Raw genomic sequence first — 18,845 nt, forward strand, 5'->3', positions numbered from 1 at the left:
AGGCGCGGCACGGTCGCTAGTATCCCCCTCAAATACGATGAGTCACAGGGAGGACTAGAAGTGGTCGACTACAGAATCTCGCGCCGCACGCTCTTGACCGGCACCGCAGCGGCTGGCGCGCTCAGCCTGACCGGATTGCCGGCGCGCGCCGAGGTCAACTGGAAGAAATATGCCGGGACCAAGCTGGAGGTGATCCTCGCCAAGGGTCCGCGCGGCGACAATCTGCAAAAGAACATCAAGGAATTCACCGACCTCACCGGCATCCAGGTCGAGGCGGAGCAGATCCCCGAGCAGCAGCAGCGCCAGAAGGTCGTGATCGAGTTCACCTCGGGCCGACCGAGCTTCGACGTCGTCCATCTCAGCTATCACGTGCAGAAGCGGCAATTCGAGAAAGCCGGCTGGCTGGCCGACATGACGCCCTTCATGAAGGACCCGAATCTGACCGCGCCCGACCTCGTCGAGAGCGATTTTTCCGCCGCGGGCCTGCAATACGCCAAGAACGACAAGGGCCAGATGCTGTCGCTGCCCTGGTCGGTGGACTATTTCATCCTCTATTACAACAAGGAGCTGTTCGAGAAGAAGGGCGTGGCGGTGCCGAAGACCCTCGACGAGATGGTTGCCGCGGCCGAGAAGCTCACCGATCCCAAGGAAGGCATTTACGGCTTCGTCGGGCGCGGCTTGCGCAACGCCAACATGGCGATGTGGAGCAACTTCTTCCTCGATTATGGCGGCGAATTCCTCGATGCCAAGGGCAACATCCTGACCGACGGTCCGGAAGCGATTGCCGCGACCAAGCTCTACCAGACGCTGCTGACGAAGACCGCCCCGCCCGGCGTCGCCGGCTTCAACTGGATGGAGTCGATGGCCTCGTTCACGCAAGGACGGTCGGCGATGTGGATCGACGGCGTCGGCTGGGCGCCGCCGCTGGAGGACCCGGCCGCCTCGCGCATCGTCGGCAAGGTCGGCTACACCGTCGTGCCCGCCGGGCCCAAGGGACAGTACTCCTCGACCTATGGCGACGGCATCGGCATTGCCGCGGCGAGCAAGAACAAGGAAGCCGCCTATTTGCTCTGCCAATGGGCGGTCTCGAAGCAGCAGGGCGCGCGGCTGCTCCAGGCCGGCGGCGGCGTGCCGTTCCGCAACTCGATCCTTGGCGATCCCGAGGTCCAGAAGGGCGTGAAGACCAAGGAATGGCTGCAGTCGGTGATCGAGTCCGGCAAGATCAGCAAGCTCGGGCTGCCCGTCGTGATCCCGGTCGCTGAATTCCGCGACATTGTCGGCGCGGCGCTCACCGCCACGCTGTCGGGCGCCGATCCCGCAGCCGAGCTGAAGAAGGCCAACGACCAGTACCGGCCGATCCTGGAGCGTAGCGAAAAGACGTGAGTGCGTTGACACAATCGACTCCGGCCGCGGCACAGTCTGGTGCCGCGCCGGAGAAGGAGTTGCGGCCGCCGTCCTACTGGCCGTTCGTGGTGCCGGCGCTGGTCGTCGTGGTCGCGATCATCATCTTCCCCTGGGTCTTCACCATCTGGATGAGCCTGAACGAATGGAAGGTCGGTTCGCCGACCACCTTCGTCGGGTTCTCCAACTATCTGCGGCTGACCAGCGATCCGCGCTTTCTCGAGGCGGTGGTCCACACCATCGTCTACACCGCGCTGTCGGTGCTGCTGCCGCTGGTGTTCGGCACGTTCGCGGCCGTGGTATTCCACCAGAAATTCGCCGGCCGCGGTTTTCTGCGCGGTGTCTTCATCATGCCGATGATGGCGACACCCGTCGCGATCGCGCTGGTCTGGACCATGATGTTCCACCCGCAACTCGGCGTGCTGAACTATTTGCTGTCGCTGGTCGGGATACCTCCGCAGCTCTGGGTCTTTCATCCGGCGACCGTCATTCCCTCGCTGGTGCTGGTCGAGACCTGGCAATGGACGCCGCTCGTCATGCTGATCGTGCTCGGGGGCCTCGCCGCAATTCCGACCGAGCCCTATGAGAGCGCGCAGATCGACGGCGCCAATCTCTGGCAGGTGTTCCGCTTCATTACCTTGCCGCTGATCATGCCGTTCCTGTTCATCGCCGGCATGATCCGCATGATCGACGCGGTGAAGAGTTTCGACATCATCTTCGCGATCACGCAAGGCGGACCGGGCTCGGCGTCGGAGACCATCAACATCTATCTCTACAGCGTCGCCTTCACCTATTACGACCTCGGCTACGGCTCGGCGATCGCGGTGGTGTTTTTCCTGCTGATCGTCCTGCTTGCCGCGGTGATGCTGTACGCCCGCCAGCGTATGGTGTGGACCGAGATCGAGAACGGCGCATGAGCCCACGTCAAATCCTTGGCCAGATCGGCCTGTGGCTCTCGGTGTTCGTCATCGTGTCGCCGGCGATCCTGTTCTTCCTCTGGATGCTGTCGCTGTCGCTCAAATTCGAGATCGACAACGCCGCCTACCCGCCAGTGTTCTTCCCCGAGCATATCGCCTGGAAGAACTATGCCGACGTGCTCGCCTCCAATCGCTTCCTGACCTATTTCATCAACAGCCTGGTCGTCACCGGAAGCGCGACAGCGCTGGCGCTGATCGTCGGCGTCCCCGCCGGCTACGGCATCGCGCGCATGGCCGCGCATAAATCCGCGATCGTGATCCTGATCGCCCGCATCACGCCCGGTCTGTCCTATCTGATCCCGCTGTTCCTGATGTTCCAGTGGCTCGGCCTGCTCGGTACGCTGGTGCCGCAGATCATCATCCATCTGGTGGTGACGGTACCGATCGTGATCTGGATCATGATTGGCTATTTCGAGACGACGCCGCTGGAGTTGGAGGAAGCCGCGCTGATCGACGGCGCCACGCGCTGGCAGGTGTTTCGCCACGTCGCCTTGCCGATCGCCAAGCCCGGCATCGCGGTCGCCTTCATCCTCGCCGTCATCTTCTCCTGGAACAATTTTGTGTTCGGCATCGTGCTGGCCGGACGCGAGACGCGCACTTTGCCGGTCGCCGTCTACAACATGATCTCGTTCGACCAGCTGAGCTGGGGGCCGCTCGCCGCCGCAGCGCTGGTCGTCACGCTCCCGGTGCTGCTGCTGACGGTGCTGGCGCAGCGGCAGATCGTGGCCGGACTGACTGCGGGGGCGGTCAAGGGCGGGTAGCAGCGTGGCGGGTGCCGCCGACATCCCGGACGCAAGGCGTGGCGCGCCCTCCGCCATTGATCCACCGCAAGGACGTATTGGCCAACTCTGGCAGATCTCTCTAGCAAGGGAGGAATAGCCATGACCATCGCTGACAACGCTCCACCAGTCGCTGCGGTACAGGCCAGCAAGCAGCCGACCTGGATTAGATCCAACTGGGGATTGGTGCTGGGAGCGGCTGTCCTCCTTGTTATCCTTCTCTTGCCGACGCCAGCGGGGTTATCAGTCGCGGGCCACCGGATGCTCGCGGTTTTCGGCTTCGCGGTTATCGTCTGGGTCACGGAGGCGCTTGACTATGCGGTGAGCGCCATCGTCATCGCCGCATTGATGGCCCTGCTCCTGGGTATTTCGCCGAACGTCGCAAACCCAAATGTCTTGATCGGCTCGGTTCAGGGCCTTACCACCGCGATGAGCGGCTTTGGCAACACGGCGCTGACGCTGGTCGCTGCGGCCTTGTTCCTCGCGGCTGCCATGACGGTCACCAGGCTCGATCGTCGCATCGCCTTGATCATCCTGTCACGGGTTGGGACGCGAACAAACCGGATCGTCATCGGCGCCATCGTCGTGTCCACGGTGCTGGCCTTGCTCGTGCCCAGTGCAACCGCGCGGGCAGCCGCTGTGATCCCGATCATCATGGGTATCATTGTCGCTTTCGGCGTCGACAAGAAGAGCAGATTTGCCGGCCTTCTGATGATCACGACGGTTCAGGCGGTCAGCATCTGGAATGTCGGCATCAAGACCGCGGCGGCGCAGAACATGGTCGCCGTCGGCTTTCTCCAGAAGATGCTCGGCCATGACATCACCTGGTTGAGCTGGTTCATCGCCGCGGCACCGTTCTCGTTCCTGTTGTCGGTTGGGCTGTACTTCATCATGATGACCATGATGCCGCCGGAAACAAAGGAGATCCTTGGCGGCAAGGCGACCGTGGAAAAAACGCTGGGCGAACTCGGTCCAATGACGGGCAAGGAAGCCCGTCTGTTGGCGCTCTCCCTCATCCTGCTGTGTTTCTGGTCGACCGAAGGTGTGTTGCACTCCTTCGACAGCTCGACGACGACGACGATCGCGGTGGCCCTGCTGTTTCTTCCCGGCATCGGCGTCATGGACTGGAAGACGGCAAACCCGTTGATCCCGTGGGGAACGATCGTGCTGTTCGGGATCGGCATCAGCCTCGGCACGGCCTTGCTGCAAACGCAGGCAGCACAGTGGCTGGCCAACCTCATCGTCGCATCGTTCGGTCTCAACCAGCTTCCGTCGCTCGCTATTCTTGCCGTGATGGCAGGGTTCCTTGTCGTCGTTCATCTCGGCTTCGCCAGCGCGACCGCGCTCGCATCGTCCCTCATTCCAATCGTGATCGCCGTTCTGCAAAAGGTGCAGACGCCGGGAATAAATGTGCTTGGCATGACCCTCGTGCTACAGTTCGTCGTAAGCTTCGGCTTCATTCTCCCGGTGAATTCGCCTCAGGGGATGGTCGGCTACGGGACGGGCGCCTTCGCGGCACGCGACTTCATACGCACCGGGGTCGCAATCACCGTGCTGGCCTATCTGCTCACTCTCGTATTCGGCGCGACCTACTGGCGCTGGCTCGGTTACGTCTGAGGATCGAGCGCTCCTGTCGTCCTCTACAGGACAAAACGAAAGCGGCCGGGCGACATTTGCCGCCACCCGGCCGCAACAGAACTCTCGCCCACGCTTATTCCGCGGGCGCTGCGTGCATCTCCGGATGCGCGGCGTAGTGCTCGGTGGTGCCGAGCTTGCTGGCCGCAAACAGGCCGGCCGCCGTCACGGCATAGGCGAACGCAACCGCGGGCGTAACGCCGAAGCCGCCGCCGATGCCGACGGCCTCGCCGTGCATGAAACCGAAGTAGGTCAGCACTGCACCGACCAGCGCAAAGGCCGAGGCCTTCTCGAAATCGCGTTCGATGATGAAGACACCGATCGCGCCCAGGATGAGGCCGCCGAGAATGGAGCCGCCGCCCATGATCTCGAGCCCATGGTAGAACACGCCCTGTTGCGGCAGCGCGGCGATCGCGGCGGCCTTGACTGCATCGGCCTTGTCGGCGGCGAGCCCGCCGACGCTGGTCGCTGCCATCATGGTCGAGCCCAGCATCGTGTCGATCTGGAGCTTGGCCCAGGCGGCAAGATGCGGGGTCAGCGCCAGCACGATCGCGGGCGCGTGCTTGACCGGCGTGGTCTGAAACGCCTGCGCGCCGATGAGCATACCGATGTAAAGCAGGATCGGCGAGATCGCGACCACGGGCACAAGCGCCAGCAGCACCGAGATGATGCCGAACCAGGCCAGCACCACCACCATGATGCCGGTCGCAGCCGAGTAACCGATGCGGCCGCCCATCGCCTTCCAGCCGGGATGGCCGATATAGACGGCGTTGATGAAGGGATTGCCCATCATACAGCCGATCAGGCTGACGACGCCGTCGGCGGTCAAGACGCGCGTGGTCGGATATTCGTCGCCGGCAGCCTCCGCGCTCTCGACATTGTCCATGGCCTCGACGAGGTCATAGATGCCGAACGGAATGGCCGTGACCAGGATGACGCCGAGGAATTCGAAGCCGGAGAAGACGTAGCCTACCGCCGGGATCGGCACCGAGAAGCCGAAATTCGCAAAGGCATCGCCGACGCCCTTGACGCTCAATCCACCCAGACCAAGGCCGAACAGGTTCGAGCCCCAGGCGATGATCATGCCGGCGGCGATGGCGACGAGTCCTGCGGGAATGCCGCGCCAATATTTCACGCCGCCGAACCAGCTCACCAGGATGATGGCGAAGCAGACCAGACCGATCTGCGGCGTCATGTACATCTCGAGCGCCGGCCGCATCGAAATGAAGGTGACGGAGACGCCGGCAAGCGTGCCGAGCAGCGCCGCGCGCGGCGTGATCCTGCGGATGAACGGCGCGATGAAGCCGCCGATCATGAGGATGAAGCTCTGGAAGAACACCCAGACGAGGCCGGCCGACCAGCCCTTGAGCGGATCACCGGTCTTGATCGTGATCGGCAGCATGATCACGAAGGTGACGATGAACATGTGCGGCACGCTGACGCCCGAAGGCAGCGCGCAGACGTCGGTGCGGCCGGTCTTCTGCGCGAGGCGATAGGCGAGGAACGCGTAGTAGAAGGTCGACAGGCACATCATCAGCCCGAGCGCGGGCAGGATGCGGCCGAACACGAGACTGTCCGGCATCTTCAGCACGAAACGAAGCAGGCCCGTGAGCACCAGCATGTTGACGAGGATGTTGGTGCCGAAGCCGAAAAACGCGTTCCAGTCGCCCGATGTCCATAGTGCCGGCTTGAACTCGGACTTGCCGGCCGTCCCCGTCAATGTGCTCATGATATCACCCCTATGTGGTCGAAACCTTCATTGCCTCCAAGACTGCGGCTGAGCTAGCTACCCAGCCGAAGATGCCGCCCTGGGCCTTGATCATCTTCAGGCCCATCTCGTGAAATTCGGGGAAGTAGGATGCGCAGCCGTCAGAGATGACGACGCAGCGATAGCCGCGGTCATTGGCTTCGCGCACGGTGGTGTTGACGCACACTTCCGTCGTGACACCGCACACCAGAAGATTCTCGATGCCGTATTTCTCCAGCACGTCCGTGAGCTCGGTGGCGTAGAACGCGCCTTTGCCGGGCTTGTCGATCACGACCTCGCTGTCGAGCGGATAGAGTTCGGGGATGATGTCGTGGCCGGCCTCGCCGCGAATGAGAATGCGTCCCATCGGGCCGGGATCGCCGATGCGAAGGCTCGGCGCGCCGCGCTCGACCTTCGCCGGCGGCGCATCGGAAAGGTCGGGCAGATGGCCCTCGCGGGTGTGAACCACCAGCATGCCGGTATCGCGCGCCGCCTTGAGCAGCGCGCCGATCGGCTTCACCGCGCGCGCAAGCTGGCTGACGTCATTGCCGAGTGTCTCGCCGAAGCCGCCGGGCTCCATGAAATCGCGCTGCATGTCGATGATAACGAGCGCCGTGCTCGCCCAGTCGAGCTTGATCGGCTCGGGCTCGGCGCTGATGACGCCCGGTGTCGGCTTGGTTGAGTTCAACATGACTCAAGGCCCCCGCGAGAACTCTCTTTGCCAGGAGTTCTGCAAGCGCCGTGCCATTGTGTACAATGGCGATCGGGCGTGCAGCGCGGAGAAATTTGCTGCACTGTCAGAATGTTATGAGACGAGCGCGCGTCTGCTTATTCGCTGTGCGACGGCTTTGCGACGTGCATTTGCCCAAAGGATGAGCGGTAACGAAGCTCGCTTTTTTAGCGGGCAGCATCTCCATACAGCCGCCGATACTCCTGCTCGTAGGGCGCGTAGGAGTCCTTGAGCGTCGCCATATTCAGCAGCATGGTCGCCACCACCGCGCCCGCCTTGTCGAACACGCGCGTCTTCACCCAGGCGCTCTCGGTGCGCCGGCTGCCGGACAGCGCGACCACCTCGCGCTCGACTTCATACTCTTCGTCAACGAAGAGCGGACCCTTCACCAGCCGGATCTCCTGGTCGGCAAACAGGCCGACGGCCGGCCCCTTCGCCGGCAACGGCTCGTCCTTGGAGCGGTACTGGAACAGCACGCTCAACATCTCCATCGGGATGATGGCCCTGCGCCACGGATTGTCGGTGCCCGAGTAGTAAAGCGAGTTCTCGGTGATGACAGCGAGCTTCTGTCGCAACGAAAACGGATAGAGGTCGCCCATGTTCTGGTCGAACGCCATCCGCACCGCCTGACGCCTGCTCGTCTGCGCCACCTTCACGTCACGCAGGATCACGGGGTCGGTGAGCGGCTTGAGCTCGCCGAGACGGGTCTCAAGCGCGGTCGCGACCGGCGCATCGTCAACCGACGCAGTGCCGCGCAACACCTCGGTGCCGTCGCGCTTCACCATCTGGACCTGGCACTGGCGCGTCCCAGGCAGCGGCTTCGACAGGATCGCCTGCACCTCCTCGCCCTCGTAGCAGACGCTGCGATAATGCGCGGAGAGGCAGCCGCTCTCGAACCAGGCTTGTCCCCACAGCCGCTCACCGAGCGGGGCGAACTGGCTGAAATGCGTCGGGCCCTCGATGGTGCCGCCCTTGAAGCCGAGCTTCTGCGCGGTGGCATCGTCATGGATCGAGGCGTGCGCGTCATAGACCTGCGCGTGGAGCATCTGGCGCGGCTGGCGCCACGGGCCGATCAGCGCTTCGGCGGTCTCGGTGATCTCGGTATTGAACGCGTTTGCCATCACAAACTCCTTCACAGGCAGCCATGACTAGCAGGAGCGCCACGGATGCGGCTAGCCGTATTGACTTCGGCGACCCATGCTCTTGACTGCCTCATCCTGCTTCGCAAGTCGCCGCTCTTTCCGCGGCGCAAAATTCCCGCCAGACCAAGAAAAACAAGGACACCCGAAATGACGCTGATGCAGGTCGAGCTGGACGACAAATACCGGCTCGAATCGAGGCGGATCTTCCTGTCCGGCACACAAGCTCTGGTCCGCCTGCCCATGTTGCAGCGCGAACGCGATCGGCTCCAGGGGCTCAACACCGGCGGCTTCATCTCCGGTTATCGCGGTTCCCCGCTCGGCATGTACGATCACGCGCTGTGGCGCGCGAAGTCGCACCTCCAGCAGCACGACATCGCCTTTGTCCCTGGCCTCAACGAAGACTTAGCTGCAACCGCGGTCTGGGGCAGCCAGCAGGTCGGCCTGTTTCCGGGCGCCAAGGTCGATGGCGTGTTCGGCATCTGGTACGGCAAGGGCCCCGGCGTCGACCGCTCGGTCGATGCGCTCAAGCACGCCAACGCGGCCGGCACCTCGCTCAATGGTGGCGTGCTGGCGCTCGCCGGTGACGACCATGGTTGCCAGTCGTCGACGCTGGCACATCAGAGCGAGCAGGTGTTCGCGGCGGCGCTGATCCCCGTGATCAATCCGGCCACGCTCCAGGACTATCTCGACCTCGGTCTCTATGGCTTTGCGCTGTCGCGCTTCTCCGGTTGCTGGGTCGGCTTCAAGGCGATCAGCGAGACCGTGGAGAGCTCGGCCTCAATCTATAGCGATCCTGAACGTATCCAGATCAAGCTGCCCGATGATTTCGAGATGCCGCCCGGCGGCCTCAACATCCGCTGGCCCGATCCGCCGCTGGAGGCGGAGCGGCGCCTGTTCGGCCCGAAGATGGCCGCGGTGCAGGCCTTCGCCCGCGCCAACCAGCTCGATCGCATCGTTCTCGACTCCAAGCCCGCGCGGCTCGGCATCGTCGCGACCGGCAAGGCCTATCTCGATCTGCGCCAGGCGCTCGCAGACTTGGGCATTACCGACAAGGACGCGCAGGATCTCGGCCTTCGCATCTACAAGGTCGCATTGACCTGGCCGCTGGAGGAAAGCGGCGCCAAGCGTTTCGCCGAAGGCCTTCAGGACGTGCTGGTGGTCGAGGAGAAGCGTGGCTTCATCGAAGACCAGCTGATGCGCATCCTCTACAATATCGATGCGTCGAAGCGGCCGACCGTCACGGGCAAGCGCGACGAGAGCGGCGCAGCGCTGCTGCCGAGCGAGGGCGAGCTGACGCCGACCATCGTTGCGGGCGCGCTGGTGGCGCGGCTGCGCAAGCTCGGTCATCACAGCCCGGTGCTGGAGCAGCGCCTGGCACGGCTCGAGGCGTTTGACAGTCCCGCCACCACCACCACGCAGATCAAGCTCGCGCGCACGCCGTTCTTCTGCTCGGGCTGCCCGCACAACACCTCGACGCGCGTGCCGGAGGGCAGCCGCGCCATGGCCGGCATCGGCTGCCACGGCATGGCCCTGAGCATGCCGACCCGCCGCACCGACCTGATCTCACATATGGGCGCCGAGGGCGTGAACTGGATCGGCCAGTCGCCCTTCACCACCGAGCAGCATATTTTCCAGAATCTCGGCGACGGCACCTACACCCATTCCGGGCTTCTCGCCCTTCGCGCGGCTTCCGCCGCCGGCATCAACATCACCTACAAGATCCTCTACAACGACGCCGTCGCGATGACCGGCGGCCAGCCGGCCGAAGGCGCCTTCAACGTCGCGCAGATCGCGCATCAGGTCTGGGCCGAGGGCGTCAAGCGCCTTGCGATCGTCTCGGACGATCCCGCCAAGTACCCTGAAGGCAATTACTTCCCGCAAGGCGCGACCATCCATCATCGCCGCGAGCTCGACGCCGTGCAGCGCGAGCTGCGCGACATCAAGGGACTCACGGTCGTGATCTACGACCAGACCTGCGCCGCCGAGAAGCGCCGCCGCCGCAAGCGCGGGCTCTATCCCGATCCCGCCAAGCGCGCCTTCATCAACGAGCTCGTCTGCGAAGGCTGCGGCGATTGCTCGCAGGCCTCCAACTGCGTCTCGGTGCAGCCGCTGGAGACCGAGTTCGGCCGCAAGCGCCAGATCGACCAGTCCAACTGCAACAAGGATTTTTCCTGCGTCGAGGGCTTCTGCCCGAGCTTTGTCACCGTGCATGGCGGTTCGCTGAAGCGGATGAAGACGTCAGCGGTGGACTCCGGCCAGCTGTTCGCCGATCTGCCGTTGCCGCCCGCGCGTGAGCTTGATGGACCCTACAACATCCTCGTCACCGGCATCGGCGGCACCGGCGTCATCACCATCGGCGCGCTGCTCGGCATGGCCGCCCATGTCGACGGCCGCGGCTGCTCGGCGCTGGATTTCACCGGCCTGTCGCAAAAGAACGGCGCGGTGATGAGCCATGTCCGCATCGCCCCGAAGCCGGAGGACATCTCGGCCGTCCGCATCACCACCGGTGGCGCCGACGTCATTCTGGGCTGCGACATGATCGTCTCGGCCGGCCCCACCGCGCTCAGCCGCGCCGAGCGCGGCGTGACCAGGGCCTATATCAACGCCGATTTGCAGCCGACCGCGAGTTTCGTGCAGAACCCCGATCTCGATTTCGAGATGGGCACGATGCAGACCGTGCTGCGCGACGCCGTCGGCGACAAGAACCTCGACATCATCGACGCCACAGGCATTGCCTCGGCGTTGATGGGCGACAGCATCGCAACCAATCCCTTCATGCTCGGCTTCGCCTTTCAGAAAGGCGCGATCCCGCTGTCGCTGGAGGCCCTGCTCCGCGCCATCGAAATCAACGGCGCCGCAATCGAGATGAACAAGCTCGCCTTCACCTGGGGACGGCTGGCCGCTCACGACATGTCGCGGGTCCGCAGCGTGCTGCAATTCAAGAGCCGCGCCTCCGCGCCGACAAAGTCGCTCGACGACGTCATCGCGACCCGCGCGGAGTTTCTGACCGGTTATCAGGACCAGGCCTATGCCGACCGCTATCTCGCGGCCGTTGCCAGGGTGCGCAAGGCGGAAACCGCCGCCTCGCCCGCGTCCTCGGAGCTGACCGAAGCTGTTGCCAAAAACCTGTTCAAGCTGATGTCCTACAAGGACGAGTACGAGGTCGCGCGGCTCTACACCGATGGCAGCTTTGCCAAGAAGGTCTCGGAGAAATTCGACGGCGATTTCTCGCTGAAGTTCTACCTGGCTCCGCCGATCTTCGCGCAGCGCGACAAGACCACCGGGCATCTTCAGAAGAAAGAGTTCGGCGGCTGGATGATCCACGTCTTCCGTGGTCTCGCAAAACTCAAGTTCCTGCGCGGCGGCGCGTTCGATCCGTTCGGCCGCACCGAGGAGCGCCGGACCGAGCGGAAGCTGGTTGAGGATTATCTTGGGATGATCGATCAGCGGATGGCCGGGCTCAAGGCTGAGCAGATCCCGCTGCTGGCACGGCTCGCGCGCGTGCCGGAGACGATCCGTGGATTCGGCCATGTCAAGGAGGCCAACGTCAAGCTGGCGGCGGCCGAGAAAGCGCGGCTGGAAGCGGAGCTGGAGAACAGCCGCTTTGCGGCGGCGGCGGAGTAGCAGATAGAGCGCGAGCTCTCTCCCAGTCATTGCGAGGAGCCCTTGCGACGAAGCAATCCAGACTGCCTCCGCGGAACGATTCTGGATTGCTTCGCTTCGCTCGCAATGACGGGGATATAGCGGAGACGACAATCAGGCGGTTGCCGTCGCAGCACTCGCCGTCACCGCCCCCTCTGCCAGATGCCTTCCCGCGATATACCCGAACGTCAGCGCCGGCCCGAGCGTGATCCCGGGCCCCGGATAGTTGCCATTCATGATCGAGCCCATGTCGTTGCCGCAGGCGTAAAGACCCGCGACCGGCGTGTCATCTTCACGAAGTACGCGCGCCTGGGCATCCACCTTCATGCCGATCGCGGTGCCGAGGTCGGCTGGATAGATGCGTAGGGCAAAGAACGGTGCGCGCACGATCGGGGCGACGCACGGGTTGGGCTTGTGAGCGGCATCGCCGAGATGACGTTGATAAGTCGTGCTGCCGCGGCCGAATTCGGGATCGCGGCCCTCCTTCGCGCCTTCGTTGTAGCTCGCAATCGTCGCCGCGAGTGTTGACGGCTTGACGCCGATCTTGGCCGCGAGCTGCATGACATCCGGCGCTTCGATCAACTCGCCGCTCGCCACATAGCGCCGAATACTCCGCGTAAACGGCTTGATGCGGCCGAGACCGTAGCTCCACAGGAACTCGCGGTCGCAGATCAGGTAGAACGATCGATCCGGCTCGCCGTCGCCGTCGCGCAGCATGGCGAGCACGAATTCATGGTACGACAGCGCCTCGTTGACGAAGCGCCGGCCGGCCGCGTTGACGGCAATCACGCCGGGCTTGGCACGGTCGGTCACCGTATGCGGAAAGACGTCGCGGCTGCCATCGGCGCGGCGGAACAGCGAGGCCGGCACCCAATAGGCCGGGCTCGTCGCGTCCGTGTTGAGCGCAGCACCGGCCGTCGCCGCAAGCCGAAGGCCGTCGCCAGTGCCTGCTGTGCTGGTTGCCGAGACGAAGCCGGCCGCAGGCGGGAAGAAGCGCTTGCGCAAAACGGCATCGTGCGAGAAGCCGCCGGCCGCCAGCACCACGCCACGGCGCGCGGCGATCAGGCGGTCGCGGGCGCCGTGGCGGATCACCACGCCGCTAACGCGCTCGCTTTGCATCGACAAATCCTCGACGTCGGCGCTGAAGAGAATCTCGACCTGCCGTGCCAGCAGTGACGCGAAAAGTCGCGCAGCGAGCGCATTGCCGAGATGCAGCGTCGTGCCACGCGGGCTGCGCAGCCGCTGCAACGCGTATTCGGAAACGAGCCGCGCTGCGCGCAGGGTCGAACGCAGCGATTTGCCGATCCGCCGCAGATGCGGGATGTCGAGCCGGTTGACCATCATCCCGCCGAACAGCGTGAACTCCGGCAACGGCGCGCGCAGCCGCGCAAAGCCCTCGCCCAGCCGCGTGCCGTCAAAGGCAACCGGCTCCAGCACGCGCCCGCCTGATGTCGCGCCCAGCCGCTCCGGATAGTAATCCGGATAGGCCTTCACCGGCTGCAGTCGCACCTCGGTATTGGCTTCGAGCCAGGCGACCGCCTCCGGCCCGCGCGCGAGGAAGGCGGCGCGCAGACCCGCATTGGCGGGCTCCGGCACCGTGCTTGCGAGATACTGGACGGCGTCGGTGACGCTGTCGGCGAGCCCCGCCTCTTTCATCTTGGGATTGGCGGGGATCCAGACCATGCCGCCGGACCAGGCGGTGGTGCCGCCGACGAACGCCGTCTTCTCGATCACAAGGACGCGCAGCCCTTCGGCCGCGGCAACGGCGGCTGCCGTCATACCACCGGCACCGGCGCCGATGACGATCACATCGTAGATCTCATGCACCGGCATCATGCGGCAGGCTTCCGGGAGCGAGGCATGACACCGTCATACCTCGCCCGCGGGCTCGCAGCTAGCGGGCCGGCTTCCGCTCGATCGGGTCGATGTCGATCGCCCGCAGGCGACCGAGCCGCAGCACGTCCATGGCGAGCCGCCGGCCGATCCGGTCGCGGTCGAGCACGCGGATCAGATCATCGACGCCGTTGATCTCGACACCGTCGAGCTTGATGACGACGTCGCCGGGCAACAGGCCGGCCTTGGCCGCCGGACCATCAGGCTCGATCTGCATCAGCAGCGCGCCCATCTTGTTCTCGACGCCGGCCAGCACCGCGTGCCGCCGCGGGACCGGCGCGGTCTGTCCGGCAACGCCGATGAAGGCGCGTCGGACATAGCCGTGGCGGATGATCTCCGACAGCACGAACTGCGCCGTATTGCTGGCGACTGCAAAGCAGATGCCTTGCGCGCCGTTAATGATGGCGGTGTTGATGCCGATCACCTCGGCATTCGACGACACCAGCGGCCCGCCCGAATTACCCGGATTGAGCGCGGCATCGGTCTGGATCACGTCCTCGATCGTACGTCCGCTCACCGAGCGGATCGAGCGCCCCAGCGCCGAGACCACGCCGGCGGTCACGGTCGATTCGAAGCCGAGCGGATTGCCGATCGCGATCACAAGCTGGCCGCGCCGCAAGGTCTGGGAGTTGCCGAGCGCGGCATAGGGCAAGTCGCGCACGCCGTTGGCGCGCAGCAGCGCAAGGTCGGTGTCGGGATCGACGCCGAGCACCCGGGCGTCGCCGACATGGCCCTCGACATCCCGCAGGCGAATCTCTTTCGATGAGCCGACCACGTGGCTGTTGGTGAGGACCAGCCCGTCCGGCGAGATCACGATGCCCGAGCCGAGCCCGCCGCGCTCGCGGCCGTTCGGCACCTTGGGCCCGGTCTCGACGCGCACGACGGCAGGACCGACGCGGTCGGTGACGTCGATCACGGCATTGGAATAGGCGTCCAGCAACGGCTGATCGTTGACGGGACCGCGATCACCGGGGGCGGCCGACAGGCCGGCCGCGGAAACATCCGAGGTAAAATCCAACATGGCAAATATTCCTTTGGGCCAGTCAGATGGTTACCCGGCGTCGCTCCCGCAAGACCGCTAGTCGCCCGCGCCGGTCACCCTTGCACGCATGCCTTGCACGGTTTCCGTCGAGACCGGGGCCGCGGCATTGCCCCAGCTGTTGCGGACATAGGTGACCACGGCCGCGATCTGCGCGTCGTTCAGCCGGTAACCGAGCGAAGGCATTGCGGGCGAGGTCGGCGTTATATCGGTCGCCGCGGCGCGGCCGCCACCGATGATGATGTGGATCAGGCTTGCGGGATCGTCCTGGGTCGTCACCACATTGCCGGCGAGCTTCGGAAACATGCGCTCGACGCCTGCACCGTTGCGCATATGGCAGGCGGCGCAAGTGTCCACGAAGATCGCCTCTCCCACCTGCATGCGCGGATCGGAAGCCGGCAGCGGCGCAGGTGCGGCGGGCCCGGCCGCGCCGCGTTCCTTCAAATAGACCGCGATCGCCTTCAGGTCGGTGTCAGGCATGTGCGAGGTCGAGTTCTCGACCACGTCCTTCATCGGGCCACTGGCGAGACTAAAGCGCGCCTGCCCGGTCTTCAGATATTGCACGATGTCGTCGACGGTCCATTTGCCCAGGCCGGCCTGCGTATCATTGGTGATATTGGGCGCGGTCCAGTTGTCGATCTGGTTGCCTTGCAGATATTTGTCGTCCTTGCTCGCACCGAGCGCATTGAACGGCGTGTGGCAGGCACCGCAATGGCCGAGTCCCTCGACGAGATAGGCGCCGCGATTGAACTCGTCCGAGCGCCTGGGATCAGGCTTGAACTCGCCCGGCGTGAAGAACAGCATGTTCCATCCGATCATCGACATGCGGATGTTGAACGGGAACGGCAGGGTGTTGCGGTTGACGTGGTTCTCGACCGGCGGCAGCGTGCGCAAATATGCGTAGATCGCATCGAGATCGTCGCGCGTCACCTTGGTGTAATAGGGATAGGGAAAGGCCGGATAGAGGTAAGTGCCGTCCGGTCGCCTGCCGTCGTGCATGGCGCGCGCAAAGTCGTTCGCAGACCAGCTCCCGATCCCGGTGGCATCATCGGGCGTGATGTTCGCGGTCGTGATAGCGCCAAAAGGGGTCTGCAACGCGAGCCCGCCGGCGAAGGGCCGGCCGCCCTTGGCGGTGTGGCAGGCAACGCAATCGCCGGCGATCGCGAGCGCCTTGCCGCGCGCGACATCGACATAGGAGTCGGGATCGGCCGCGGCGCCGCCGATCGCGAGCAGCGGCAGCAACAGGATCAGATGGCGCAGCCGCACGATACGCTCCAACCTCATGGCCGCACCAGCGCGCCGGGCGACTTCAGATAGTTGAAGATCGCGTCCAGCCCCCAATAGGTCAGCGCACCGACCGTCCCGGTCGGATTGTAGCCGGCATTCTGCGGAAACGCGGAAGCACCCATCACGAACACATTGGGCACGTCCCACGATTGCAGATACCGGTTGAGCACGCTGGTCTTGGGATCGTTGCCCATGACAGCGCCGCCGGTGTTGTGCGTCGTCTGGTACGGCACGACGTTCCAGGGCACGTTGAGACGATTGACCTGGGTCGTCTTCGCACCCATCGCTTTCGCAATCTCGTCACAGCGCTCGGCCATCCAGTTGGCCATCTTCTGCTCGTTCGGCTGATAGTCGAAGGTCATGCGCATCAAGGGGCGGCCGAGCGGATCCTTGTAGGTCGGATCGAGATCGAGATAGTTGTTGCGGTAGCTCATCACGCTGCCCTGCGCGCCGACATTGGCGACACGCTGATAGGTGTCACGCACGGCCTTCTTCCAGGCGCTGCCCCAGGTCGGCGTGCCCCTGGGCGTCGGGTGATAGCGAATCGGCCTTCCATTGGTATGGGCACAGGTGATCGAGGCGCCGCCGACGAAACCATGCGGGCCGTGGTCGAAATTGTCGCTGTTGTAGTCGTCGAGTGCAGCGCCAAGCGAACCTGCGGCCGCGAACGGATTGAACTTCACGTTTTCGAAGATCGCCGTTGAACCGGAGCCGGTCTGGTAGGCATAGTTGCGGCCGACCACACCTTCATTGCTCGCGGGATCATAAGGCTTTCCGATGCCGGACAGCAGTAGCAATCGCACATTGAACAGGCCGTAGGCGCAGACCAGCACAAGGTCGGCCGGCTGCTCCCACTCCTCGCCACTGGCATCGACATAGGTGACACCGGTCGCCATCTTGCCATCGGCGGCGAGATTGACCTTGGTCACCTCGCATTCGGTCCGCGCTTCGAAGGTCGGCTCGCGGATCAGCGCAGGCAGCACGCAGGTCTGCGGTGACGATTTCGAATAATTGGCGCAGCCGAACCATTCGCAGAAACCGCAATAGGTGCATGGCGCCATGCTGCAACCGTACGGATTGGTGTAGGCCACCGAGATGTTTGCCGATGGCCGGGGGAACGGATGCAGCCCCATATTGGCGGCAGCCTTGGTAAACAGCTCCTGCTGATAGCCCTGCTTCAGTGGCGGCGTCGGATATTCGCTGGCACGCTGCCCCTCGAAGGGATTGCCGCCCGGCTGGATCGCGCCCTTGATGTTGCCGGCCTTGCCCGAGATGCCGGCGACACGCTCGAACTTGTCATAGTAGGGCTCGAGCTCGTCGTAGCTGACGGGCCAGTCCTGGATGTGATTGCCCTCGGGCAGGATCTTCTCGCCGTAGCGCTCGATCATGTGGCTGCGGATGCGGAAATCGTCGGGCAGGAAGCGCCAGGTCTGGCCGTTCCAGTGCATGCCCGCGCCGCCGACCCCATTGCCTGGCAGGAAGCTTCCCCACCGCCTGATCGGCAATGCCGTCTGCGACGGATTGTTGCGCATGGTCAGGGTTTCCTGCTTCGGGCGCAGGAAGAGATCGTGACGCACGGCATAGCGCAGCTCGTCGGCAGCGGTGCCGATGTTGAAGTCCGCCGCCGTGTCCCGCCATGGTCCGCGCTCGATCGCGACCACGTCGAGGCCGGTACGCGAAAGCTCATAGGCCAGGATCGAGCCGGTCCAGCCGAGGCCGACGATGACGACATCCTTGCGAGGAAGACGGCGAACCATCAGCGCTCTCCCCAGGCCGGACGGCCCTGCATGCCGACCGGCGGCAGGGTGTAGGGCTGGTTCGGCTTGTCGATGACATCGCGGAAGTCGTATCGCACGCCAGGGAATCCAACGAGCTTCCAGCCTGCCATGTCGCGATTACCGCCGTAGATCGGGTCGGCGAAATAGCCTTCCATGGTGTTGGCGTAGATCGCGTTGAACAACATTCTGCTGGAGAAGTTCGGCAGTTGAACCTCACCCTTCTCCAGGCCTCCGATCAGCTTGTCCTGCTCATCCGCATCGAGCTGGACGAATCTGCGGTTGAACGTCGTCGTGCAGTAGGCGTCGAGCGCGGCCAGTCCCAGCCGGTATTGCTGGCGCGGCGTCAACGGCGATTGCAGACCTTGCGACGGCAGCGGATTTGGCGGGAATGGCCCCTGCATATAGAGCCAGTCATGCCCTCCATACGGGCCCATGAGCTGCCGATCGATGAACGTGGTGACGCCAGCGTCCTTTGCCCCGGCGCCAAGTTCGTCGGTCGGAATCAGCCGGTCCACGAAGGCATCGACCGTGGCCGCTTCGTTGGCGGTGAAGAAGAGATAGCCGCCGGGCAGGACCGGTGAGACCGGATAGGCCTCGTTCGGCTTCCAGGGCAGCACTTTTGTGATCACGCGTGCGCTGACACCCGAGGTCGTGACCAGGAGAGATGCGGTCGCAAGCAGAGCGCGACGCGTAACACCGCGATGGGGGCGATCTGCGTTCCACTCAGGGATAGACGTGTTCGAACGCCGGGGATCGTCAGGTTTCATCGCCGTCTCCCGGGACTGTCGTCCCCAC

13 protein-coding genes are annotated in these 18,845 nt (G+C 64.3%); 5 read left to right on the forward strand and 8 right to left on the reverse strand.

Annotated features, from left to right (window positions below; translation table 11 throughout):
* Window positions 1–60 precede the first annotated feature (60 nt).
* From AC1RR3_RS06710 to AC1RR3_RS06725, 4 genes are all read left to right on the forward strand, one after another.
* Entirely contained in the window at window positions 61–1,383 is a 1,323-nt protein-coding gene (locus AC1RR3_RS06710) for an ABC transporter substrate-binding protein (RefSeq protein ID WP_492820622.1), read from the forward strand.
* Entirely contained in the window at window positions 1,380–2,318 is a 939-nt protein-coding gene (locus tag AC1RR3_RS06715; RefSeq protein ID WP_492820624.1) for a carbohydrate ABC transporter permease, read from the forward strand. The genes AC1RR3_RS06710 and AC1RR3_RS06715 overlap by 4 nt, the downstream gene beginning before the upstream one ends.
* On the forward strand, window positions 2,315–3,139 hold the full coding sequence (locus AC1RR3_RS06720; protein ID WP_492820626.1) for a carbohydrate ABC transporter permease: 825 nt from the start codon (window positions 2,315–2,317) through the stop codon (window positions 3,137–3,139). The genes AC1RR3_RS06715 and AC1RR3_RS06720 overlap by 4 nt, the downstream gene beginning before the upstream one ends.
* 120 nt (window positions 3,140–3,259) lie before the next feature.
* A complete protein-coding gene (locus AC1RR3_RS06725; RefSeq protein WP_492820628.1) occupies window positions 3,260–4,774 on the forward strand; it encodes a DASS family sodium-coupled anion symporter in 1,515 nt (504 codons plus the stop codon).
* Between the two features lie 94 nt (window positions 4,775–4,868).
* On the opposite strand, the gene AC1RR3_RS06730 is transcribed toward AC1RR3_RS06725, so the two are convergent.
* The 3 genes from AC1RR3_RS06730 to AC1RR3_RS06740 form a co-directional block, all read right to left on the reverse strand.
* Window positions 4,869–6,521 carry a regulator gene (locus tag AC1RR3_RS06730; RefSeq protein WP_492820630.1) on the reverse strand — a complete coding sequence of 551 codons (1,653 nt, stop codon included), beginning with the start codon at window positions 6,519–6,521 and terminating at the stop codon, window positions 4,869–4,871.
* A 10-nt stretch (window positions 6,522–6,531) separates the two neighbouring features.
* Window positions 6,532–7,230 (reverse strand): cysteine hydrolase family protein, encoded by a 699-nt coding sequence (locus AC1RR3_RS06735; protein WP_492820632.1) that lies wholly within the window; start codon window positions 7,228–7,230, stop codon window positions 6,532–6,534.
* A 206-nt stretch (window positions 7,231–7,436) separates the two neighbouring features.
* On the reverse strand, window positions 7,437–8,390 hold the full coding sequence (locus AC1RR3_RS06740; protein ID WP_492820634.1) for a hypothetical protein: 954 nt from the start codon (window positions 8,388–8,390) through the stop codon (window positions 7,437–7,439).
* Between the two features lie 168 nt (window positions 8,391–8,558).
* Here AC1RR3_RS06740 and AC1RR3_RS06745 point away from each other — a divergent pair, with 168 nt between their 5' ends.
* The gene (locus tag AC1RR3_RS06745; RefSeq protein ID WP_492820636.1) at window positions 8,559–12,035 is read left to right on the forward strand and encodes an indolepyruvate ferredoxin oxidoreductase family protein; all 3,477 of its coding nucleotides are present in this window, start codon (window positions 8,559–8,561) and stop codon (window positions 12,033–12,035) included.
* 132 nt (window positions 12,036–12,167) lie between these two features.
* Here AC1RR3_RS06745 and AC1RR3_RS06750 read toward each other — a convergent pair whose 3' ends face one another.
* From AC1RR3_RS06750 to AC1RR3_RS06770, 5 genes are read right to left on the reverse strand one after another with little or no spacing between them, the layout of a single operon-like run.
* The gene (locus tag AC1RR3_RS06750; protein WP_492820638.1) at window positions 12,168–13,889 is read right to left on the reverse strand and encodes an FAD-dependent oxidoreductase; all 1,722 of its coding nucleotides are present in this window, start codon (window positions 13,887–13,889) and stop codon (window positions 12,168–12,170) included.
* Window positions 13,890–13,947: 58 nt separating this feature from the next.
* Window positions 13,948–14,967 (reverse strand): S1C family serine protease, encoded by a 1,020-nt coding sequence (locus tag AC1RR3_RS06755; protein WP_492820640.1) that lies wholly within the window; start codon window positions 14,965–14,967, stop codon window positions 13,948–13,950.
* Window positions 14,968–15,024: 57 nt separating this feature from the next.
* The gene (locus AC1RR3_RS06760; RefSeq protein ID WP_492820642.1) at window positions 15,025–16,269 is read right to left on the reverse strand and encodes a cytochrome c; all 1,245 of its coding nucleotides are present in this window, start codon (window positions 16,267–16,269) and stop codon (window positions 15,025–15,027) included.
* Window positions 16,266–18,029, reverse strand: coding sequence for a GMC family oxidoreductase (locus AC1RR3_RS06765; protein ID WP_492820644.1), 1,764 nt, complete (start codon window positions 18,027–18,029; stop codon window positions 16,266–16,268). Before AC1RR3_RS06765 ends, AC1RR3_RS06760 begins: the two co-directional genes overlap by 4 nt.
* Window positions 18,029–18,817 carry a gluconate 2-dehydrogenase subunit 3 family protein gene (locus AC1RR3_RS06770; RefSeq protein WP_492820646.1) on the reverse strand — a complete coding sequence of 263 codons (789 nt, stop codon included), beginning with the start codon at window positions 18,815–18,817 and terminating at the stop codon, window positions 18,029–18,031. Before AC1RR3_RS06770 ends, AC1RR3_RS06765 begins: the two co-directional genes overlap by 1 nt.
* Window positions 18,818–18,845 lie beyond the last annotated feature (28 nt).

Source organism: Bradyrhizobium sp. GW821-FHT13H05 (genome assembly GCF_058804065.1).